This window comes from Brenneria tiliae, from assembly GCF_023347575.1.
Taxonomy (GTDB): domain Bacteria; phylum Pseudomonadota; class Gammaproteobacteria; order Enterobacterales; family Enterobacteriaceae; genus Brenneria; species Brenneria corticis.
The window spans coordinates 262917-283536 of record NZ_JAKPCB010000099.1; the positions used below are offsets into that span (position 1 = coordinate 262917).

The following is a 20620-nucleotide window of genomic DNA, read 5'->3' on the forward strand; positions in this document are numbered from 1 at the left end:
CAAGCGACTGGCGTACCATCCCCGAACCGACGTTCAAAAAATTAACGCCCCCCCCCCAATAATCCGCCACGACGCCAAACATCGGTTGTATCCGCCGCACAAATTGGTTAATCATATCCACGCCGTGCATAAACGACATGGGCGATAAGCCGTGCCGTTGGCTCGGTCATTAAGCGGATATAGCGGGTGAAACACAGCATTCTGTAAACAACCTTCTGTTCTAACAGGTTTTTTATTTCATAGTATTATTGATATATGACCTGTCTGCCAAAAATTTCTCACAACGGATACACTAGGAAGGATTTAATGAAATCACTACTGAAAGCCTCTTTGGCTGCGTTGACGCTGACCCTGAGTATTTCCAGCTACGGGGCGGAGAAACAACTTATCGTCGCCACCGACACCGCCTTTGTTCCCTTTGAATTCAAGCAGGGCGACAAGTACGTCGGTTTTGACATCGACCTGTGGGACGCCATCGCCAAACAGCTCAATGTCACCTATACCCTGAAGCCGATGGATTTCGGCGGCATCATCCCCGCGCTGCAAACCCGTAATGTGGATCTGGCGTTGGCGGGCATCACCATCACCGAAGAGCGCAAAAAGGCCATCGACTTCTCCGACGGTTATTACAATAGCGGCCTGCTGGTGATGGTGAAGGCCGATAACAACGACATCAAGAGCGAGCAAGATCTGGCGGGAAAAGTGCTGGCGGTAAAAGGCGGCACCGGTTCGGTTGATTACGCCAAAGCGAATATCAAGACCAAAGCTCTGCGCCAGTTCCCGAACATTGACAACGCCTATATGGAATTAGGCACCAACCGCGCCGACGCCGTGCTGCACGATACGCCGAACATCCTCTACTTCATTAAAACCGCCGGTAACGGCCAGTTCAAAGCCGTGGGCGACTCCATCAAGGCACAGCAATACGGCATCGCTTTCCCGAAAGGCAGCGACCTGCGCGACAAAGTCAACGGCGCGCTGAAAACACTGCAGGAAAACGGCACCTATGCTGAGATCTACAAAAAGTGGTTTGGCGTTGAACCTAAGTAATCGCCGCTTTAATCTGGAGATATTCCATGCAGTTTGACTGGAGCGCCATCTGGCCTTCTCTGCCTCTTTTGTTGGAAGGGGCGAAAATGACCCTGCTGATCTCGGTATTGGGTCTGCTGGGCGGCTTGGTTATCGGTGTTCTCGCGGGCTTTGCCCGCGCTTACGGCGGCTGGTTTTCCAGCCGTATCGCACTGGTGTTTATTGAAATCATCCGCGGTACGCCGATCGTTGTGCAGGTGATGTTTATTTATTTCGCCCTGCCGATGATTTTCACCTCCGTACGCATCGATCCGTTCGCCGCCGCCGTGGTCACCATCATGATCAACTCCGGCGCCTACATCGCGGAAATCACCCGCGGCTCAGTGCTGTCGATTCACAATGGCTTCCGCGAGGCCGGACTGGCGCTGGGATTGTCCCGCCGGGATACGCTGCGCCATGTCATCGCGCCGCTGGCGCTGCGCCGTATGCTGCCTCCGCTGGGCAATCAGTGGATCATCAGCATCAAAGACACCTCGCTGTTTATCGTTATCGGCGTGGCGGAACTGACCCGTTCCGGTCAGGAAATCATCGCCGGCAATTTCCGCGCGCTGGAAATCTGGAGCGCGGTAGCGGTGATTTATCTGTTTATCACGCTGGTGCTCAGCTTTATCCTGCGTCGTCTGGAAAGAAGACTTAAGATTATATGATTGAATTTAAAAATGTTTCCAAACACTTTGGTCAAACCAAAGTTTTACACGACATCGATCTGAAGATTAATCAGGGTGAAGTGGTAGTGATTATCGGCCCTTCCGGCTCCGGTAAATCCACGCTGTTGCGCTGTATCAACAAGCTGGAAGAGATTACCAGCGGAGAGCTGATTGTCGACGGCCTGAGCGTTAACGATCCGCGGGTTGACGAGCGTCTGATCCGTCAGGAAGCCGGGATGGTATTTCAGCAGTTCTACCTGTTTCCGCATCTTACCGCGCTGGAAAACGTGGCGTTCGGCCCTATCCGGGTACGCGGCGCCAGTAAAGCGCAGGCGGAAAAGCTGGCGCGGGAACTGCTGGAGAAAGTGGGACTCTCTGAAAGGGCGCATCACTACCCGTCCGAACTTTCCGGCGGTCAGCAGCAGCGCGTCGCCATTGCGCGCGCCCTGGCCGTGAAACCTAAGCTGATGCTGTTCGATGAACCGACCTCGGCGCTGGATCCTGAGTTGCGCCATGAGGTGCTGACGGTGATGAAGGATTTGGCGGAAGAAGGGATGACTATGGTTATCGTTACCCACGAGGTGGGGTTTGCGCATAAGGTGGCTTCGCGCCTGATCTTTATCGATAAAGGCCGCATCGCCGAAGATGGCGACCCGGAAACGCTGATTGGCAACCCGCCGAGCGATCGCCTGCGCGAGTTTTTACAGCACGTATCCTGACAAAAAGAGGTTGCTGACAAACTCGTCTGTGAACCTGAGATACACGGGCCGACCGTACCGAGGGGCGCTCCGGCGGCTTACGCCGCTACGACCCCTCGCCACGCTCTCCCTAATATCGAACTTTGTCACTGGCCTGAAAGGGGGGAATCCCCCCTTTCCATCCCTGCTACCGACCATATTCCCGTTCGATAAACGCGGCGAAATCCCGGCATATCACCTCGTCGCCCCGTTGATTATCGGCAATCACCCGGCTGCCGTCGACAATCCGAATGCGGGCGGCCAGGTCGAAATCCGCCGCGGGCTGCGGGCGCTGCGACGCCTGCGCGATGGCCGCTTCCGCTCGCTGCCAGGCTTCTTCCACCGTCAGGTTACACGCCTGCGCCAGATAAGCGGGATTGAAACCTTCGCCCGTCAGACTGCGCAAAGTATCATCATGGCTGACGCTATTGCCCGGCAGCCAGTAATGCCGCGCCAGATCGGGGCCGATCGCCGCGTTGTCGCTCAGATAACCGTCCCGCTGCAGGAAGTAATGCCGCGTTTGCTCCACCGCCATCAGCGCCAGCAGATATCCCTGATAGGAACAGGCCGACTCCATCGACAGCAGATGGGGGATCGCCAGCGTGGGCCGCGGGCTGCCGCCAATCCCCAGAATTCGCTGTTCAATATCCCGCGCCAGTTTGGTTATCGCCTCCGGCGTGCGCTGCTCGTCGCTCCAGGAATAGAGTTCCCATTCAAAATAGGGCACCAGCAGAATATGGCGATCGTTAAAGGCGCGCATCGGCTGGCGCGTGCGGATATCGGCGCGGATCAGCTCATCGGGAATAACCTCCCCCTGCCGGTTTTTCGCATAGCGTTTCAGCCAGTCGGCATCGTGCAGCAGGCTGTCGCAGAACATGGACTGCGTCTCCGCATAAGCCATGGAGGTCGGCGGAAACTCCTGTGAAAAACAGGGGGCGTTCTGGCGAATATTGGCGAAATGCGCGGCGTGTCCGCCCTCATGGAACAGGGTATTGATGCCGCTGGCGCCGCTGCCGACCTGATCCGGCTTCGCCAGGCTGGTAAAATTAATCCGCGCCGGGATCCACTCTCCCTGCTGATAAAACGGCGGCACCGGGCCGTGCATAAAGCCATTTTCGTACTTGCCCTTGCGCACCAACAGGTCGAGCTGCATTTCCGCCCCGTTAAAGCCAATATGCAGACGCTTGAAACTGTTTATCCAGCGTTCCAGCGAGGCGGAGAACGGGAAATAGGGATCGAGCTGACGGGTTACGTCGCCGGCGCTGGCATAGCGAATATTCCACGGCTGCAATGCCTGCGGCCCCTTTGCGGCGGCCAACTCCTTCAGGCTGCGGGCGTTCGCCTCCCAGGTTTGCTTTTCGAAAGGATCGAGAATGGCGAAAAGCTGTTCCGGGGTCATGCGCTCGGTTTTATTCACCTTGTAATCGAAATAGTTGCGGTATCCCATCTGGCGGGCAAAGCGGTTGCGCAGGCCGATCAGCTCAGGGAAACCGTTACGCAGCAGCCATTGTTCCAGGTCGCGCAGCGCCTGTTGCGAGCTCTGCCGATACGCTTCGGTATCATTCGTCGCCTGGTTGGTCAGCAGTTCGCCCAATGATGCCGCGACCCGCTCGCCGTTGGCATCCAGATGCGTCATTTCATAGCTTTTACGCCTGGCGTACAGCGCGCTTTCCGCCGCGATGATTTCATCCATCAGCGCCTGAGCCTTGGGATCTTCAATCACGTTGCAGTCAAAAAATCGATACCACCCGCGCAGGCCGTGCAGCAACGCCCGCTGGTCGTCATTCGCCGGGCTATTTTCCACCGCGGCAAGATGATGCCGTAGCTCAACCAGTCGCTGCGGCTGGGCGATAAAACGTTTATAAGCGCTTTCCGCCGCGGAAAAGCGGGCCGATACCTCCTCGTCCCCGGTTCCCATATACAGCTGCCAGAACAGATCTTCTTTGGTTTGGTGAACCGCAAGATAGTCACGGTTCAGCGCATTAAAATAATCTACAGCCTGTTGCATGATTGCTTTCCCTCTCTCTTAACCCAGACGTTTTCTGATGCTTGCCACCGCCTGCTCCATCGACGGCGCGTCGCCGCCGGCCACCAAACAGCTGGCCAGTTGCAGACGAATCGCCTGCGGCAACGCTATCTCCCCCGCCAGACATTGCGCCGTCCAGCGCGCCGTTGTCGCCGCATCTTTGGCAATCGGCAAACCGTCCGGCGCCGGCGCGATATCCTGACGCAGTTGCAGAACCTGCGTTTTCTGCCGATGTATAAAGTGAATTTCCGGGCAGCGCTGCGGGCTGGCGTACACTTCACCCTCGGTGCCGGGCATCAGTAACGCCCGCCCGTCAATATCGCGAAAGAACGTGGCGACGCGGGCGATATATTCGGGGTGCGATACGCTGGCGAGCCGCAGCGCGCCGCTTTCGGCAAAGGGCGTGGCCAGCTTGGCCAGGGTATGGCTGCTGTTGCGCACCCCCATACGCCAGCGCAGCTGCAACTGCCGGTCGATTGGCGGACACAGCAACGAGATGGGAATAAACAGCGGCTCGCCCTTATCCAGCAGCCGTTGCGCCTGTTCGGCGCTTTCAACCGCCGAGATCCCCAGATTGTGCAATATCTCGGCGCTGGTGACGCGAGTGGGATCGTCGCTCACGCCGTGTACCACCACCGGATAACCCAGTTTCGCCAGCAGAAGCGCCAGCAGCGGCGTCAGATTGGCCTGTCTTCTCGCCCCGTTATAGCTGGGGATCACCACCGGCATCGGCCCCTTCTCCGGCGGCCGCAGGCGCAGAACCCGCTCGCTCATCGCCTGATAAAAACCGAGCATCTCGGATTCAGATTCGCCTTTGATGCGAAAGGCGATCAGCAACCCGCCCAGCTCAAGCTCCGGCACGTCCCCATCCAGCATACGGCGGTAAAGTTCATAGGCGGTTGCCTGATCCAAATCTCGGGCATGGTTCTTACCGCGTCCGACCTCTTTAATAACCTTGGTGTAATCCATGCTGGCCTCTCGTTAACGGCGACGTCGTTGGGTGCTTATCTCTTGAAAATAGCATGCTTCGCTTTGTGATTAATAATGTAAAGAATGACCCATGCCGGGCAATTGCCAGACGCCGGCGCGGGTGGGATTTTGACATCAGGGTTTCACTCCTGGGTTTCCGCTTTAACGCGATCCTGGGTTTCAATCTCCGGCTGCACCGGGGGCGGCACCTGCGCCAGCTTCGGCGTATGGGCGGGCAGCCAGCCGAGCAATGCCGGGAAATAACGCAGGAAGTGGAACACCACAACGCTTTGGGTCAGGTTCCACCAGGTGCGTTTCGGCACCATCGACTCATCCACGCATACGCAGTCATTGGCGATAATATGGTTGAGATTGTCGCGCAGCGTCTGGTTAAAGGCGCGATCGTGAATGATCAGGTTGGCTTCCAGATTGAGCGACAGACTGAGAGGATCGAGATTGCTGGAGCCGACCGTCGCCCAGTGCCCATCCATCAGCGCCACTTTGCCGTGCAGCGGGCGGCGGCGATATTCATAAATCCGCACGCCGCCTTTCATCAGATAGCGGTACAGCAGACTCGCGCCGACTTTGACGATCGGCATATCCGGCTCGCCCTGCACGATAAGCTTCACCCGCACGCCGCGCCGCGCCGCGTTGCGCATGGCATGCAGAAAGCGATAGCCGGGGAAGAAATAGGCGTTGGCGACAATCACCTCGCGCTTTGCATTAGCCAGCATCTTCAGATAGTGACGCTCAATATCATCGCGATGCGCTTCATTGTCGCGCCAGACGAACAACGCCTGCGCTTCGCCGGGCTTCGGGTTCTCTTGCGGGCGATGATGACGCGCCCACCAGCGGCGCGCGGCGGCCTGGCCGGACAGGCTTTCCAGCTCAAACAGCAAAATGTCGCGCACCACCGGTCCTTCAACCTGCACGGCGTAATCCTGCTTGGCCTGCGGGCCGTAGTCGGACATATGCTCGTCGGAATAGTTAATTCCGCCGACAAACGCCACCCTTTCATCCACCACCACAATTTTGCGGTGCAGCCGCCGGAATACATTGGTGCGCATGCCAAACAGGCGAGGACGCGGATCGTAGTAACGAAACACCACGCCGGCAGAGGTGAGTTCATTGACGAACGTTTCGCTCAAATCCGCCGAGCCGTAACCGTCGAGTAACACCTCCACCTTCACGCCGCGTCGTGCGGCGTGCAATACCACCTCGTGAAGCTGACGGCCCACGTTATCTTCAAACCAGATAAAGGTTTCGAGGATGACTTTACTCCGTGCATTGCCGATGGCGTTAAACACCGCCGGATAATAACCATCGCCATTTTCCAGTAATGTGATCCGATTTCCTTCTCGCCATGAACATTTCATAAGTGTATTTCCGCACTTAAAGGGGCATGGTCGGACAGATGACGCCAGTTGCGCAAAGCCAGCGCGCTCGGGCTACTGGCATAAGCGTTCTTCACGTAAATCCGATCGAGGCGCAACAGGGGAAAGCCCACCGGGAAAGTGCGCGCGGGTCTGCCGCGCGTGCGGGTGAAGATCTCCTCGAGTCCGGCCTCGACCTGCAAAAGAGGGTTGGCGCGCTGGCGCCAGTCGTTGAAATCGCCCGCCACCACCACCGGTTCGCCTTCGGGCAGTGAATTGACCCATTTCGCCATCATCATTAGCTGCGCCCGGCGATGCGATTCCCACAGGCCAAGATGCACCGAGGCGACATGAATGGGAAAAACCAGCTCCGGCGGCGCAATCCGGCAATACAGCAGCCCGCGCTTCTCGCTTTCACCCACTGAGACATCGTGATTTTCATAATGCGCAATGGGAAAGCGCGACAATACCGCATTACCGTGGTGACCTTCGGGATAGACCGCGTTGCGCCCGTATGCGTAGTCGCTCCAGATGGTGTCGGCAAGGAATTCGTAGTGCGTGGTGTCCGGCCAGTTTTCTATGTGCAAGGGATGAACTTGATGGGCGCCCATCACTTCCTGCAAACAGACGATATCCGCGCGGACGGTGCGTACCGCGTCACGCAGCTCAGGCAAAATAAAGCGGCGATTAAACGCCGTGAAGCCTTTATGGGTGTTAATGGTGAGCACTTTCAACGAAAAATACCGGGGCAGTTGGGTCATATTCTCCTGGCGGCGTCACTATCCTGATCCTGATGAAAATAAAGTGTAGTCAAAAAGAACCGGCCAATCTTGTCGATACCGCGCTCAAAAAAGAGATTATGGCATCTCCCTTTCCTCAATGGGAAACACGGGCAGCGCGGCAAGCAGCTGGCCGCCATAGCCTTTGGTCAGCAGGCGGCGATCGTAAATAACGATTTCGCCGAAGCACTCATGGCTGCGGATCAGTCGCCCCACCTGCTGAATAAGGCTGAATGAGGCGCTGGGGAGGCTTTGCACCACGAACGGCTGACGTTTCAGGCTTTTCAGCCATTCACCTTCCGTCAGAATGATCGGGCTGTCAATCGGCGGGAAGGCGATTTTATGGATATGCACCTGGGAAAGCAGTTCGCCTTTCAGATCCAGTCCTTCGGCAAAAGACTGCAAACCGATAAGTACGCTGGTCTGTCCTTCCTTCACCCGCTGGCGGTGAAGCTCAACCAGCCGATAGCGCGGTTTATCGCCCTGAACCAGCAACATCAGCCGCAGGTCGGCGACCTGCGTCAGAAAAAGCTGCATGGCGCGCTGGCTGGCGAACAGCATCAACAGGCCGCGATGTTTGCCCCGTTGCAGCTCGGCGCGGAAAAAGCACGCCATTTCGGCGATATGCTGCGGTTCGCTTTTCAGCAGCGGTTCGTGGCGCATTTTCGGGATCACCAGACGCCCCTGTTCACGGTGATTAAACGGCGAATCCAGCGCCAGGAAGCGGTCGCCGGCCGGCTCATTCAGACCGGACAGCTCCTGTAAACGAGAGAAACTGTTCAGCGACCGTAGCGTCGCCGAGGTCATCACCACGTGCGGCACATTGTTCCACAACAGCTTTTCCAACTGGTCGCACACGCGGATGCCGGCGCAGTGCAGCAACAGATGCCCTTGTCCCTCGCGGATATCGCGGGTGAGCCATTTGGATACCGGCGCATTGGAGGATTTTTCCATCGTCGCCAGACGCCACAGCTTGCTCAGCGACTCCAGATAGCCCAGCAGCCGGCTCATTTTCAGCAGCGTCTGGTGTAGACGCACCACGTCGTGTTTGCCGGTTTTCTCGCTGAGGTCGTTGAGCATATACTCCGTCAGCCCGCGCAGACTATCGGTAAGTTTAAACAGGCGGATGCAGTTTTCGCGCATCTCCTCCGGCATCTTTCCCAGCGGAAAGCGGTACTCGGTTTCCGCGCTCTCCGGCGGCAAAAATAGCCCGCACAGCTGAGCAAACGACTGCGCCGCGTCGCGCAGCTCCTCGCAATGGGCGGTCAGCCGTTCGCCGTGCGCCAGGCGCGGCGGCGACTTCGGCGCAAACTGCGCCATACACAGCCCAATCTGCTGCACCAGCTGTTCCAGCTGTACGGTGATGGCGGCGGGCGTAACGTCGCCGGACATTTCCAGCGTATCGCGGGCGACGTCGGGAATATGGTGCCCTTCATCCAGCACCAGCAGCATATGTTTCGGGTTCGGCAATACCGATTCGCTTTCCATCGCCGCCATCACCAGCGCGTGGTTGGTCACCACCACATCGGCGTTTTCAATCTCGCGCCGGGCGATGAAAAACGGGCACTCGCGGAAATAATGGCAGTTATGGCCCAGGCAATTGGCCTTGTCGGTGCTGAGTTTGCGCCACAGGCCGTCGGCGATGGATTCCTGATAGTGATCGCGCAGGCCGTCCCAGGCATGGCCTTGCAACGCTTTGGCGATACGCGCGCACTTGCCCTGCTCCTCGCGGCTGGACGGCGCTAACTCATCGCCCAGATAGAGGGTTAAATCGCCCTGCGCATCAGCGTCCGTCGCCAGCATCGCCAGATTGCGCGGGCACACATAGCGCCCGCGGCCAAATGCCGCGGTGAAGGTCAGTTCGGGGATAAACTTGCGCAACAGCGGTAAATCCTTACTGAAGATCTGATCCTGCAAGGCCACGTTCGCCGTGCTGACCACCAGCGTTTTTTCTTGCGCCCGTCCGACCGCGATGCCGGGGATCAAATATGACAGCGTTTTGCCCACCCCGGTCGGGGCTTCGATAGCCAAATGACGCGGATAGTCGCCCGCCAGCGTTTTCGCCACTTCGGCAATCATCTGTCGTTGGGGTATGCGGGGAATAAAATCCGGGATCTGCTGTTGCAGGGCCTTATACCATTGGCCGATCTGCAGTTTTATTGCGGGGGACAGCGCCATGCATTCTCTGTATTCAGTCAATCCGACCGCCATTGTCCCACAGACCGGGCATAAGGTCAGCCGATATCGCCGCTCGACAAATTTCCGCGCGCCGATTAGGGTAACTGTCTATTTTGATAGCGGGCCGTTCACCATGTCATCCGTTCATACTATCGATCAAGCATACTGGTTTTCACCGCTGCTGCCGCACGTGGAGAGCCGCTCGACCTGGCGCAGCGGCCATGGCTATAAAACCCACAGCCATGAACAGTTCTCCATCGGCGCCATCGAACAGGGTTCGACGCTCTGCCACTACCGCGGGGAGATACGCCGGCTACGGGCGGGCGACCTGATTTTTATCGACCCGCGCCAGCCGCACAGCTGTAATCCCCTGCCCGGCCAGACCCGCAGCTATCATATGCTGTATCTGGACACGGAGTGGTGCCTGAAACGGCTGTCCGAAGGCTGCGGATATCCGGTTACGTCGCTGCACTGCCGCTGCGTCACCCTGCGCGACCCGGCGCTGTTCGCCCGCTATCAACGGCTGATAGGCCAGTTGCATCGCGGGGAGGCGGCGGCCGGACAAACGCTGGACCAGTTGATTACCCCGCTATTGCTGCGATACTGTTCCCCGCCCGCGCCGCCCGCCCCCTTGCCCGCTCAGCCTGCCACGCGCCACGTGCGCCAGCGCCTGTTGAGCAACCTGCAGCAAGCGCCGTCGCTGGAAACCCTGGCGCAAGAGTTGAACGTGCGGCGGGAAACCATCGTGCGGCGATTTCGCCAGGATACCGGCATCACGCCGATGGCTTTTCTTAATAATGCGCGGATTGAATACGCCAAAACCCTGCTGAAAAAAGGCGTCCCGCTGGCCGATGCCGGCTATCAGAGCGGATTTTGCGATCAAAGCCACTTCCATAAAATCTTCGTACGATACACGGCGGCAACGCCCGGACAGTATCGTCAGGGGCGATCAATATTTGACAATAAATAGCGGCATCAACGGCCTAGACTGACCCCGTTCATTTTTCGAGGTCATCGTTATGTCGATCGGTACATTTTTTCCCGCCAATTTTCCCGCGCTGGCGCTGGCTCATTTTGTGGCTCTGCTTAGCCCCGGCCCAGACTTCTTCCTGTTGACCGCTTACGCCATCCGTTACCGTTTACGCGGCAGCGCCGGGATCTGTCTGGGCATTGCGCTGGGAAACGGCGTTTATATTCTGCTGGCGGCCATCGGCTGGGCGGGCATACAGCACTCAACGCGGCTGTTTACCCTTATGGAACTGGGCGGCGCGTGCTATCTGCTGTGGATCGGTTATCAACTACTGAAAAGCCGCGCAGCGCATCGGCTAGCGGCCGCGCAGCAGGCGGACGGCCGCCCGTCCTTTGCCCGGCAAATTCTGCTGGGGCTGGGATCCGCGCTGCTGAACCCCAAGAATATGCTGTTTTATATCAGCCTGATGACCACGATCCTCGGTCCGCACGTCACCCTAACCCAGCAGATGGTCAGCGGCGGATGGATGTTCTCCGTGGTGCTTGGCTGGGATCTGCTGGTGGCCGCGCTGATGACGCTGCCGCTGGTACAGCGGCGGCTTGAGCGCTATCTGACCCCTATCGAACGCGGCGCCGGCGTCATTTTGCTCGTCTTCGGCTTAATCTTGCTGTTTCACCGCTGAATGCCATTCCCGCCTTGTTTAAGGCGCCGGAGGCTTTATAATTCAGGGCAATTAACCAAAGGATAACCTGATGACTTTAAGCAAAGCAGGCATTATCGGGCTGTTTGCCCTGTGCGCCATCGGCGGCGTCGGCGGCGTGATGCTGGTGGGTTACATTATTATCGTGCGCGGCGGTTAATCGTCCCCCGCAGGATAGGCTATCCCTGGCGCTGCGCCGCGTGAAATTGCGACCAGTAAGCCGGGATACGCGAGAATGTCAGTTTGAACCAGGATGTGAATAGCTCCGGCGAGGCAACCATACGCCGTTCGATCTGCTCCAGCGACAGATACTGATACTCCTCCGCTTCATCGGGATTGAGCTGAGGGATGTCATCGGTGATGCCGAAATAGACGTGTCCGAACTCGTGTTCAATCAAGCCATTGCTCAGCGGCAATCGGTAACTCAGCGTAAACATCGGCGTGAGCGCGCAGCGCAGCCCCATTTCCTGATACAGGCGGCGGTGCGCCGCCTGAAGCGTCTCCTCGCCCGGAGCCGGATGGCTACAGCAGGTATTGCTCCATAGCCCGCCGCTGTGATATTTCGCCCTGGCTCGCCGCTGCAGCAATAGCTGCCGTTGCGAATTGAAAATATAAACGGTTATCGCCCGATGCAACGCGCCTTGTACGTGCGCCTGCTGCTTTTCCATCACGCCCGTCGGCCTGTCGTTTTCATCAACCAGAATGACTTCCGTCAACGGCATACTTCCTCCCTCGGCAATTGCCATACACGGCCTGATTCGCCGCCGACGGCGCATCGGCGGCGCGACGTTCAGTTATAGCATAGTAAAACGCCGGCTTTTAACCCGCTGCGAATCCAGACCGATAAACACATCGTATTCACCGGGTTCGACGACCTGCTGCATACGGGCATTGTAGAATGTCAGCGCGTCCCGATCGATAGGGAAACTGAGGGTGCGCGCTTCTCCCGGCCGCAGCATCACTTTTTGGAAACCGCGCAGCTCTTTCACCGGACGGCTGACGGATGCCACCACATCATGCAAATACATCTGCACCACGGTCTCGCCGGCCCGCTCGCCGGTGTTTTTCACCGTAACGCTGGCCGTTACCACGCCGTTGCGCGGCATGGTCCGGCTGGATAAGAGCACGTCCGATACGCTGAAAGTGGTATAGCTCAGGCCGTAGCCAAACGGATAGAGCGGCCCGTTGGCTTCGTCATAATAGTGCGAGGTGTACTTGCCGGGATTTTCCGGCGTATAGGGACGGCCAGAGGGCAAATAGTTATAGTAAATGGGAATTTGACCGACGGAGCGCGGGAAAGACATCGGCAGTTTGCCGGACGGGTTATAGTCGCCGAACAGCACGTCCGCAATCGCGTTGCCCCCTTCCGTTCCGCTGAACCAGGTTTCCAGCAGCGCATCCGCCTGTTGATCCTCACGCACCAGCGCCAGCGGGCGGCCGTTCATCAGCACCAGCACCAGCGGCTTGCCGGTGGCTTTCAGTGCCGCGATCAGGTCACGCTGACTTTGCGGCAGGTCGATATTGGAACGGCTGGAGGCTTCGTGCGCCATGCCCGCCGCTTCCCCCACCACCGCCACCACCACGTCGGCCTGCCGCGCCGCCCGCACCGCTTCGTCAATGATCACCTGCGGCGGGCGTTTATCCACCTGAACCGCCTCTTCATACAGATTGAGGAAATCAATAATCCCCTGATGATTGCTGATATTGGCGCCTTTGGCATACAAAACCCTGGCGTTGCCGCCCACCGCGTTCCTGATGCCCTGATAAACCGTGATGGTCTGCCGGGTAACGCCGGCGGCGGACCAGCTTCCCATGGTATCGCGCTTGCTGTCGGCCAGCGGCCCGACCACGGCGATCGTCCCCTGCTTTTTCAGCGGCAGCGTCTGCAAGCGGTTTTTCAGCAGCACCAGGCTTTTGCGCGCCACTTCACGCGCTTCCAGCCGGTGTAAGCGGCTTTCCGCGTTGGTATCGACCGGATCGGCGTCCGCCGGCCCCAGATGGCGATATGGGTCCTGGAACAGCCCCATATCATATTTAACGTTCAGCACCTGGCGGCAGGCCTCATCGATTTCCCGCTCGCTCACCGCGCCGCTTTTGACCAGTTCGGGCAGATAGCGAATAAAATATTCATCGCTCATGCTCATGCCGACGCCGGATTTCAGGGCCAGAAGGGAAGCATCGCGCGGGTTGCCGGCCACGCCGTGCTTAATCAGCTCCTTAATCGCCCCGTGATCGGTAATGGTGATCCCTTTAAATTGCCACTGGTCGCGCAGAATATCTTTCAGCAGCCAGCTGTTGCTCGTCGCCGGCGTACCGTTAATCGAATTCAGCGCCACCATCACCCCGCCGCTGCCCGCATCGATCGCCGCTTTATAAGGCGGCATATAATCCTGAAACATACGCTGCAGGCTCATATCCACGGTGTTGTAGTCGCGCCCGCCTTCCACCGCGCCGTAAAGCGCGTAATGCTTCACGCTGGTCATCAGGGAATGGCGCGCCGTCGGGTCGTCGCCCTGGAAAGCCTTTACCACCACGCCGGCTATTTTACTGGTTAGCCAGGTATCCTCGCCAAAGCCTTCGGATACCCGCCCCCAGCGCGGGTCGCGGGTAATATCCACCATCGGCGCCCAGGTCATATTCAGGCCGTCTTCCGTGGCCTCATAGGCGGCGATACGCCCGCTCAGGGCGATGGCGTCCATATCCCAGCTGGATGCCAGCCCCAGCGCGATAGGGAAAATGGTGCGCTGGCCGTGCACCACGTCGTAGGCGAAAAACAGAGGGATTTTCAGGCGGCTAAGCTGCATCACCTGATCCTGCATGGCGCGGATATCGGGCCGCGTGACGGTATTAAAAATCGCCCCGACCTGACCGTTCCTGATCATCTCGCGAATGGCCTCTTTCGGATTATCCGCCCCGACGCTGATCAGCCTGAGCTGGCCGATTTTTTCGTTCAGCGTCATTTTCTCTATTAAATCAGAGACAAAGGCATTACGCTGCTGGTGTGACGGTGTAACATATGGCGAAGCGGAGGTGGTTTCCTGAGCGAATAGCGGGTTACAGGCAAGTCCAATAGCGATAGTCAGTGAAGTAAGCCATTTCATTCTTTATACGGATCTCGTCAATCCCGGCATCAGGACGGGTTTGTAGATAAGTCAGCCGCTGCGCCATAACCTCTGGCAGGATGATGACCGCCGATCCCGGCATTCACCGACAACGCCAACGCACTTGGATACACAGCGCGTAATCATAGTGTATTTATTTACCTTTGATTGAGTAAAAACTGTAAAAATAATGCGATTCGTTGCGCAGGATATACATTCTTCCCATGGATTCGGCGCGCCGGATGATTTCCAGCGTATTTCGTGCTAATGCTAATGCTCTGTTTGCATAAGGAGCATAAGACATGTATCAGCTGTATATCGCCAATAAAAACTACTCCTCCTGGTCGCTTCGCCCCTGGGTATTGCTGCAGGCGCTGTCCATTCCCTTTGCCGAGAAACTGGTGACGTTCGTCTCCGCCGGGGCGAATCCCGCCTTTAAAGCCTTTTCCCCTTCGGCGAAAGTGCCCTGCCTGATTGACGGCGACACCACCGTCTGGGACTCCCTGGCGATAACCGAATACCTTGCCGAGCGGCATAAGGAAGTGTGGCCCGCCGATGCCAAAGCCCGCGCCTGGGCGCGCTGCGCCGCGGCGGAAATGCATTCCGGCTTTAACGCCCTGCGCAGCAGCTGCGCCATGAGCTGCGGCGTAAAAGTCAAAATAAAAGATATCCCCCCGGCGTTGAGCAACGATTTAAAACGGCTTAACGAGCTGTGGCTGGAGGGCCTAACCCGCTTCGGCGGCCCGTTTCTGGCGGGGAAGGATTTTTCCGCCGCGGACGCCTTTTTTGCCCCGGTAGTATTTCGCATTCGCACCTACCAGTTGCCGGTGGAGCCGCAAGCCGAAGCCTACTGCCAGCATATGCTCGCCCAGCCGGCCATGCGGCGCTGGCTGGAAGATGCGCTGGCGGAAACCTGGCGTGAGCCGGAGCATGAAGAGGATGTCGCCCGCGCCGGGGAGATTATCGAGGATTTACGGGCCGCTGGCTGACGAATAAGGCCCTGAGCCAGGGCCTCAGATTGCTGACAAACCCACTCCGCCATAGTCATCCCCGCGTAGGCGGGGATCTGCTTTCAGCTAGTGCGTTGATATCAGGAAGATTCCTGCCTACGCAGGAATGACGGATTTGGATTTGCTATCACCAATGGCTACTTTGTCAATGGTCTGAGGCCCTGAGCCAGGGCCTGCAAATCTCACCGCCGCCGCTCCGGCGGCTACTCTATCCCCGCGCTATCGGCGCTGGCCATGGTCTGAGGCTGCCGCGAAGCCAGCGCTTTCTGTTTTTTGTAGCTTAATGCGGCGGTGGGAACCGCGCTGACCTTGCCGGTTTCCATCCATTTGCGCAGCCGGCTGGCGTCGGCGAAATGGGTGTATTTGCCAAACGCGTCCAGCACCACCAGCGCCACCGGACGCTGATTAATCAGGGTGCGCATCACCAGGCAGTGCCCGGCCTGATTAGTGAATCCCGTTTTGGTCAGCTGAATATTCCAGTCCGCCTTATACACCAGGTGATTGGTATTACGGAACGGCAGGACGTACGCCGGATGGGAAAACGTCACCATTTTCTCATGGGTGGTGCTGAGCTGGCTGAGCAAAGGGTACTGTTTGCTGGCGATAAGCAACCGGGTGAGGTCGCGCGCGGTGGAAACGTTATGAATGGACAACCCGGTAGGCTCCACATAGCGCGTATGTTTCATACCCAATGCCCGCGCCTTGGCGTTCATGGCGGCGATAAAGGCGCGATAACCGCCCGGATAGTGGTGCGCCAGGCTGGCGGCGGCGCGGTTTTCCGACGACATCAGCGCCAGCAGCAGCATATCGCGCCGGCTGATTTCGCTGTTCAGACGCACGCGCGAATAAACCCCTTTCATTTCCTCCGTCTGGCTGATGTCAACGGCGAGCACCTCGTCCAACGGCTGATTGGCGTCCAGCACCACCAGCGCCGTCATCAGTTTGGTCACCGAGGCGATGGGGACCACCACGTCCGGATTACTGGAATAGAGTACGCGGTTATCGCGTAAATCCACCACCATGGCGCTGCCGGAGGCGATTTCCTGATGCGCGGCAATCGCCGCTTTGGCGGGAGATTGCGCCGTTACCGGCGGGATAACCAGCATATTGGTTGACAACAACAGCATACCAAACCAAGAGAGCTTGAATTTTTTATTCATTATTCAACTGCTTAAACAGTATCCTGTTAAATGAAAAGAGAGAGACCGGCGAATTATAATTTACCGCCGTTCGCCGCGCACTCAGGCAACGGAAAAAGCTTTGTGACAAAGTTTAACAAGCCCGCTGGCTCTCTCCTTTAACAGTGGCGAACCTGCACGTTGCGCATCTGATTTAGCAGACGAATACTGATGCCGCAGAAGATCCCCGCCGTTATTCCCCCGGCGGCGCCGGACAGCGTACAGAACAGGACGCTGTTCGCCAGTTCCGGGAATCTTGCCAGTTGCATGGAAAAATAGAACCGCAGACCAAAGGTCAACAGCATTAACGCCAGCGGCACAGACGACCCGGCGCGCTCGAAGCGGCGGATCTCCTCCCGGTAAACGCCGGCGTTTTTCCCCAACCGCCATCCCAGGCCCAAGCCGATTATCAGCGCCAGCAAAAAGCCGCCGGCCGCGGCCTCAACCATCGCCAAAGTATGGAAAAGCGCGGCGACGCCCCAGCACAGAAAAACCAGCGGCAGCACCAGCAGGCGGCTCAGGGACTGCTGCCTCGGTCGGCGGGCTTTCATCCCGGCATAAAGCAGATAGGCCAGCACAATCCACACCCAGGAAGGGGTATGGCGGATAATAAGCAGATAGTTTTCCATAATATTCAGTTACTCAGGGTAAAACACCTGAGGCGCATAATACCTCTCAGTGCAGTATCATCATACCCGCCAGGATCATTAACCCGCTGCCGACCGCGCGATTAATCCAGGCGTAACCGCGGTCGATCTTTTCCTGAAGCGCGGGCGTGGTCAGGAATAACGCCACCAAACCGAACCAGGCAAAATGCGCCAGCGACATAAAAGCGCCGTAGCCCAGTTGATATAGTAACGGCGTTTGCGGGTTGACCAGCTGCAAAAAAGTGCTTAATACAAACAGGGTGGTTTTCGGGTTTAACGCGTTAGTAAAAAATCCCTGCCGAAAATAACGCCAGCCGCCGAGCGTCTGATTGGTTATACCGGCGCTGTCCCTGCCCGGTCGGGTGGCGGTAAAAGTTTTATAGCCAAGATACAGCAGATAGGCGGCGCCAAGATATTTGATCAGCGTATAGAGTTGCGGCGTCTGGCTCATGATGGCCGCCACCCCCAACAGGGTATAGGCGACGTGCAGCAGTACGCCCACGGCAATGCCCGACGCCGTCAGTATGCCCGCCTTTCTTCCGCCGGTTAAACTGTTGCGCGTCACCATGGCGAAATCCGCCCCCGGGCTGATCACCGCCAGACAGGTAATCGCCATCACCGCTAAAAATTCAACCATATCGTCCGTTATCCTCAGTCAGTTATTCATAACGCGGAGATAAAGTAATAAGTGGAAACGGCGCGCAGGAAAATCGATAATAACTCACATCCACCTGTGACGAGCGCTCACCAATGACGAAAAAACTCCCGCCGCTCAATCTGTTGCATACCTTTGACGTGGTGGGCAAACGCCTGAGCATGACCGATGCCGCGCGGGATTTGCACCTTACCCACGGCGCGATCAGTAAACAGATTAAAGCGCTGGAGGCGCATCTGGGTTTCCCTTTGATTGAACGCGACGGCAGAGGCATCCGCCTGACGGCGAAAGGCCGTGAACTGCACCCGGCGTGCAGCAGCGCCGTGGCGCTGATTTCCGCCGCCATCGGCAAACTATCGTCGCAACCCGATGCGCCGCTGACGGTTTCCTGCGAACCAACGCTGTGCATGCGCTTCCTTATTCCCCGCCTGCCGGCTTTTAAGCAGGCCCACCCGGACATCGATATTCATCTGCTGGCGGCCGGAGGCAATATCGACCTGGGGCAGAGCCGGGTCGATATGGCGCTGCGGCGGGATGATTTCGTCTTTGACGAGCACTATTTTTCACAGCGGATTATTGCGGAATATACCGCCCCCGTCTGTTCGATACGCCGGGAGCATAGTGAAAGGCTGAGCACCTGTTTGCATACCGCATCGCGTCCCGACGCCTGGAAAATCTGGCAGGCGCGGACGTCGCTGCCGCGGGCGCATCAGGCTGGGCAGCATCGCTATTTTGAACATTTTTATCTGACGTTGCAGGCGGCCGAAAGCGGGCTGGGCGTCGCCATCGCCTCGCTGTTTATGGTGGAACAGGAATTAACCGATGGCCGACTGGCGACGCTGGCGCCATTTCAGCCGGACGGCAGTCAGTACATTCTTCTGTCGGCCCGCCCTATCGACGGCGATCGCCGCTATCAGGCGTTCCGCGACTGGCTGAGCGAGGAAATGGCGGCCGTCGAGCGGCGTTTCAGCGGTCTGAAAACCTGAAAAACAGGGAAAACCGGATAGCGTTCACCGCCTATCCGGTATCCCTCAGACAGCGATCTATCACTCTTTTACCGTGTCCTCCAGGAAGAAGCGACCAAGCGGATTCTGATAAAACCCTTTGATATTCTTCCGGCTGACGTTGCGGTAGGGGCTGTAGTAGAGATCGATCCAGTTAACGTCGGCCTTGGCCGTTTTCTGCAAATCGATATACATCTGTTCGCGTTTCTTCGGGTCCATCTCGATGCGGGCCGCCGCCACCAACGCTTTCACCTTGTCATTACGGTAGTGGGTCATGTAGTTGTTATTGGCGTCATGCCCCAGCACAAAGGTGGTTTTCTGATCGGGGTCGAGAATATCGTTGGTCCAGTACATCACGGAGATGTCGTATTCACCCGCCACCAGCATATCCCAGCTCTGGCTTGGATCGACCTTTTGCAACCTGACCGTTATCCCGGCCTGGGCCAATTGCTGTTGCAATAGGATAGCTATCTGCTCATCGACCTCGTCACCGGCGTTCACCACGTAGTTCAGCGAGAGTCCGCCGGCGCCGGCGTCCGCCAGCATCTTTTTCGCCTTTTCAGGATCGTAAGGGCGGCGCAGATTATCGGCATAGTGATAAAGCGCGCCGGCCGGAATATAAGAGTTCGCCACGCTGCCATAGCCGAACGTCACCGTCTTGACGATGGCATCCTTATCAATGGCGAAATCCAGCGCCTGGCGCACTTCCGCTTTCGCCAGCGCGCCGCGGGTATGATTTATCAGCAGGTGATCTTCCCGCGTGGAGCGATCCAGTTCGACGGTCAGGTTAGGATCCTTCTGCAACGAGGCAATGCGTGAAAACGGTACCGACAGCGCGGCATCCAGTTCGCCGGCCTGTACTTTGAGCATCCGGGTATTGTCATCCGGCAGCGTCAGCCACTCCACGCCATCCAGGCTGACGCTGTCGGCCTGCCAGAAGTGAGGGTTCTTCACCAGCACCACTTTCTCGCCGCGCGTCCACTCCTTGACGCTGAAGGCGCCGGACCCCACGGGTTTTTCCGCAAAGGCCTCTTCGCCTTCCGCCATCAACGCTTTCTCTGAAATAACCGACGCATTGGGCAGCGCCAGTTGCGATAGAAATGGCGCCGAAGGTGACTTCAGCGTGATCGTCAGCGTATGCGGATCGGTCGCTTCGGCTTTCTCGATAATACTGTAGGAATCGCGCCACAGCGACTCGCCGTTATCACGGATGCGCAGCAGGCTGAAGGCCGCATCGCCGGCGCTGACCGGCGTACCGTCGGAGAATTTGGCATCGCGGATTTTCAGGGTGTATACCTTGCCATCGTCAGACACGGTCCAGCTTTCCGCCAGTCCTGGCTCCAGTTTGGTCCCGCTCCTATCCACCCGCACCAGCGGATCGAATACATTTGAGAATACCCAGTTATCGGCGTTCTGCGCCGACTTGATCGGATCGAAAGTGGTGCTGTCCTCACGGCGGCCGATGGTCAGGATCCCCGCCGCCTGCGCCATTTCACCGACGGCGCTTAGCGCCAGCAGCAGCCCGGCAGCGGCAATATTATAATGTTTTTGCTTCAT

18 protein-coding genes and 1 pseudogene are annotated in these 20620 nt (G+C 57.7%); 8 read left to right on the forward strand and 11 right to left on the reverse strand.

Annotation, left to right across the window (positions count from 1 at the left end; translation table 11 throughout):
- The first annotated feature begins 306 nt into the window (after positions 1 to 306).
- Genes glnH through glnQ form a run of 3 tightly spaced genes read left to right on the forward strand, consistent with a single transcriptional unit; the run spans position 307 to position 2455 of the window.
- Complete coding sequence (gene glnH, locus MFP24_RS15035) at positions 307 to 1050, forward strand: glutamine ABC transporter substrate-binding protein GlnH (RefSeq protein WP_249230932.1); 744 nt, start codon at positions 307 to 309, stop codon at positions 1048 to 1050.
- A 26-nt stretch (positions 1051 to 1076) separates the two neighbouring features.
- Positions 1077 to 1736, forward strand: coding sequence for a glutamine ABC transporter permease GlnP (gene glnP, locus MFP24_RS15040; RefSeq protein WP_009112276.1), 660 nt, complete (start codon positions 1077 to 1079; stop codon positions 1734 to 1736).
- On the forward strand, positions 1733 to 2455 hold the full coding sequence (glnQ, locus tag MFP24_RS15045) for a glutamine ABC transporter ATP-binding protein GlnQ (RefSeq protein ID WP_249230931.1): 723 nt from the start codon (positions 1733 to 1735) through the stop codon (positions 2453 to 2455). Before glnP ends, glnQ begins: the two co-directional genes overlap by 4 nt.
- Positions 2456 to 2621: 166 nt before the next feature.
- On the opposite strand, the gene MFP24_RS15050 is transcribed toward glnQ, so the two are convergent.
- The 5 genes and pseudogenes from MFP24_RS15050 to dinG form a co-directional block, all read right to left on the reverse strand.
- Positions 2622 to 4481 (reverse strand): M3 family metallopeptidase, encoded by a 1860-nt coding sequence (locus MFP24_RS15050; RefSeq protein ID WP_249230930.1) that lies wholly within the window; start codon positions 4479 to 4481, stop codon positions 2622 to 2624.
- A gap of 18 nt (positions 4482 to 4499) precedes the next feature.
- Positions 4500 to 5468, reverse strand: a complete 969-nt coding sequence (ybiB, locus tag MFP24_RS15055; protein ID WP_249230929.1) for a DNA-binding protein YbiB — start codon at positions 5466 to 5468, stop codon at positions 4500 to 4502.
- Positions 5469 to 5603: 135 nt separating this feature from the next.
- A pseudogene (gene clsB / locus MFP24_RS15060) lies at positions 5604 to 6844 on the reverse strand (cardiolipin synthase ClsB).
- A complete protein-coding gene (locus MFP24_RS15065) occupies positions 6841 to 7602 on the reverse strand; it encodes an endonuclease/exonuclease/phosphatase family protein (RefSeq protein WP_249230927.1) in 762 nt (253 codons plus the stop codon). Before MFP24_RS15065 ends, clsB begins: the two are co-directional and overlap by 4 nt.
- 96 nt (positions 7603 to 7698) lie before the next feature.
- Positions 7699 to 9798, reverse strand: coding sequence for an ATP-dependent DNA helicase DinG (dinG, locus tag MFP24_RS15070; protein ID WP_249230926.1), 2100 nt, complete (start codon positions 9796 to 9798; stop codon positions 7699 to 7701).
- Between the two features lie 133 nt (positions 9799 to 9931).
- On the opposite strand from dinG, the gene MFP24_RS15075 reads away from it, so the two are divergent.
- The 3 genes from MFP24_RS15075 (at position 9932) to MFP24_RS15085 (ending at position 11628) form a co-directional block, all read left to right on the forward strand.
- A complete protein-coding gene (locus tag MFP24_RS15075; protein WP_249231152.1) occupies positions 9932 to 10768 on the forward strand; it encodes an AraC family transcriptional regulator in 837 nt (278 codons plus the stop codon).
- Between the two features lie 49 nt (positions 10769 to 10817).
- Positions 10818 to 11450, forward strand: a complete 633-nt coding sequence (locus tag MFP24_RS15080) for a LysE family translocator (RefSeq protein WP_249230925.1) — start codon at positions 10818 to 10820, stop codon at positions 11448 to 11450.
- A gap of 70 nt (positions 11451 to 11520) precedes the next feature.
- Positions 11521 to 11628, forward strand: coding sequence for a YohO family small membrane protein (locus MFP24_RS15085; RefSeq protein WP_249230924.1), 108 nt, complete (start codon positions 11521 to 11523; stop codon positions 11626 to 11628).
- A gap of 19 nt (positions 11629 to 11647) precedes the next feature.
- Here MFP24_RS15085 and idi read toward each other — a convergent pair whose 3' ends face one another.
- Together idi and bglX are read right to left on the reverse strand one after the other, a co-directional pair.
- Positions 11648 to 12190: an isopentenyl-diphosphate Delta-isomerase gene (idi, locus tag MFP24_RS15090; protein ID WP_249230923.1), complete on the reverse strand. Its 543-nt coding sequence runs from the start codon at positions 12188 to 12190 to the stop codon at positions 11648 to 11650.
- A gap of 72 nt (positions 12191 to 12262) precedes the next feature.
- Positions 12263 to 14569 (reverse strand): beta-glucosidase BglX, encoded by a 2307-nt coding sequence (gene bglX / locus MFP24_RS15095; protein WP_249230922.1) that lies wholly within the window; start codon positions 14567 to 14569, stop codon positions 12263 to 12265.
- 302 nt (positions 14570 to 14871) lie between these two features.
- On the opposite strand from bglX, the gene MFP24_RS15100 reads away from it, so the two are divergent.
- On the forward strand, positions 14872 to 15558 hold the full coding sequence (locus MFP24_RS15100) for a glutathione S-transferase family protein (protein WP_249230921.1): 687 nt from the start codon (positions 14872 to 14874) through the stop codon (positions 15556 to 15558).
- Positions 15559 to 15782: 224 nt separating this feature from the next.
- On the opposite strand, the gene pbpG is transcribed toward MFP24_RS15100, so the two are convergent.
- From pbpG to MFP24_RS15115, 3 genes are all read right to left on the reverse strand, one after another.
- Positions 15783 to 16739: a D-alanyl-D-alanine endopeptidase gene (gene pbpG, locus MFP24_RS15105; RefSeq protein ID WP_249230920.1), complete on the reverse strand. Its 957-nt coding sequence runs from the start codon at positions 16737 to 16739 to the stop codon at positions 15783 to 15785.
- Positions 16740 to 16876: 137 nt separating this feature from the next.
- The gene (locus tag MFP24_RS15110; protein ID WP_249230919.1) at positions 16877 to 17386 is read right to left on the reverse strand and encodes a DUF6622 family protein; all 510 of its coding nucleotides are present in this window, start codon (positions 17384 to 17386) and stop codon (positions 16877 to 16879) included.
- A 46-nt stretch (positions 17387 to 17432) separates the two neighbouring features.
- The gene (locus MFP24_RS15115; protein WP_249230918.1) at positions 17433 to 18041 is read right to left on the reverse strand and encodes a LysE family translocator; all 609 of its coding nucleotides are present in this window, start codon (positions 18039 to 18041) and stop codon (positions 17433 to 17435) included.
- A gap of 113 nt (positions 18042 to 18154) precedes the next feature.
- Here MFP24_RS15115 and MFP24_RS15120 point away from each other — a divergent pair, with 113 nt between their 5' ends.
- A complete protein-coding gene (locus MFP24_RS15120) occupies positions 18155 to 19045 on the forward strand; it encodes a LysR substrate-binding domain-containing protein (protein ID WP_249230917.1) in 891 nt (296 codons plus the stop codon).
- 60 nt (positions 19046 to 19105) lie between these two features.
- Here MFP24_RS15120 and MFP24_RS15125 read toward each other — a convergent pair whose 3' ends face one another.
- Positions 19106 to 20620, reverse strand: a complete 1515-nt coding sequence (locus MFP24_RS15125; protein ID WP_249230916.1) for an ABC transporter substrate-binding protein — start codon at positions 20618 to 20620, stop codon at positions 19106 to 19108.

Coding starts and splice junctions, on each gene's coding strand:
- MFP24_RS15075 (WP_249231152.1), top strand. CDS start 9,932: ATGTCATCCGTTCATACTATCGATCAAGCATACTGGTTTTCACCGCTG.
- idi (WP_249230923.1), bottom strand. CDS start 12,190: ATGCCGTTGACGGAAGTCATTCTGGTTGATGAAAACGACAGGCCGACG.
- MFP24_RS15050 (WP_249230930.1), bottom strand. CDS start 4,481: ATGCAACAGGCTGTAGATTATTTTAATGCGCTGAACCGTGACTATCTT.
- bglX (WP_249230922.1), bottom strand. CDS start 14,569: ATGAAATGGCTTACTTCACTGACTATCGCTATTGGACTTGCCTGTAAC.
- MFP24_RS15080 (WP_249230925.1), top strand. CDS start 10,818: ATGTCGATCGGTACATTTTTTCCCGCCAATTTTCCCGCGCTGGCGCTG.
- MFP24_RS15100 (WP_249230921.1), top strand. CDS start 14,872: ATGTATCAGCTGTATATCGCCAATAAAAACTACTCCTCCTGGTCGCTT.
- dinG (WP_249230926.1), bottom strand. CDS start 9,798: ATGGCGCTGTCCCCCGCAATAAAACTGCAGATCGGCCAATGGTATAAG.
- MFP24_RS15085 (WP_249230924.1), top strand. CDS start 11,521: ATGACTTTAAGCAAAGCAGGCATTATCGGGCTGTTTGCCCTGTGCGCC.
- MFP24_RS15125 (WP_249230916.1), bottom strand. CDS start 20,620: ATGAAGCAAAAACATTATAATATTGCCGCTGCCGGGCTGCTGCTGGCG.
- MFP24_RS15065 (WP_249230927.1), bottom strand. CDS start 7,602: ATGACCCAACTGCCCCGGTATTTTTCGTTGAAAGTGCTCACCATTAAC.
- glnP (WP_009112276.1), top strand. CDS start 1,077: ATGCAGTTTGACTGGAGCGCCATCTGGCCTTCTCTGCCTCTTTTGTTG.
- ybiB (WP_249230929.1), bottom strand. CDS start 5,468: ATGGATTACACCAAGGTTATTAAAGAGGTCGGACGCGGTAAGAACCAT.
- MFP24_RS15120 (WP_249230917.1), top strand. CDS start 18,155: ATGACGAAAAAACTCCCGCCGCTCAATCTGTTGCATACCTTTGACGTG.
- MFP24_RS15115 (WP_249230918.1), bottom strand. CDS start 18,041: ATGGTTGAATTTTTAGCGGTGATGGCGATTACCTGTCTGGCGGTGATC.
- glnH (WP_249230932.1), top strand. CDS start 307: ATGAAATCACTACTGAAAGCCTCTTTGGCTGCGTTGACGCTGACCCTG.
- MFP24_RS15110 (WP_249230919.1), bottom strand. CDS start 17,386: ATGGAAAACTATCTGCTTATTATCCGCCATACCCCTTCCTGGGTGTGG.
- pbpG (WP_249230920.1), bottom strand. CDS start 16,739: ATGAATAAAAAATTCAAGCTCTCTTGGTTTGGTATGCTGTTGTTGTCA.
- glnQ (WP_249230931.1), top strand. CDS start 1,733: ATGATTGAATTTAAAAATGTTTCCAAACACTTTGGTCAAACCAAAGTT.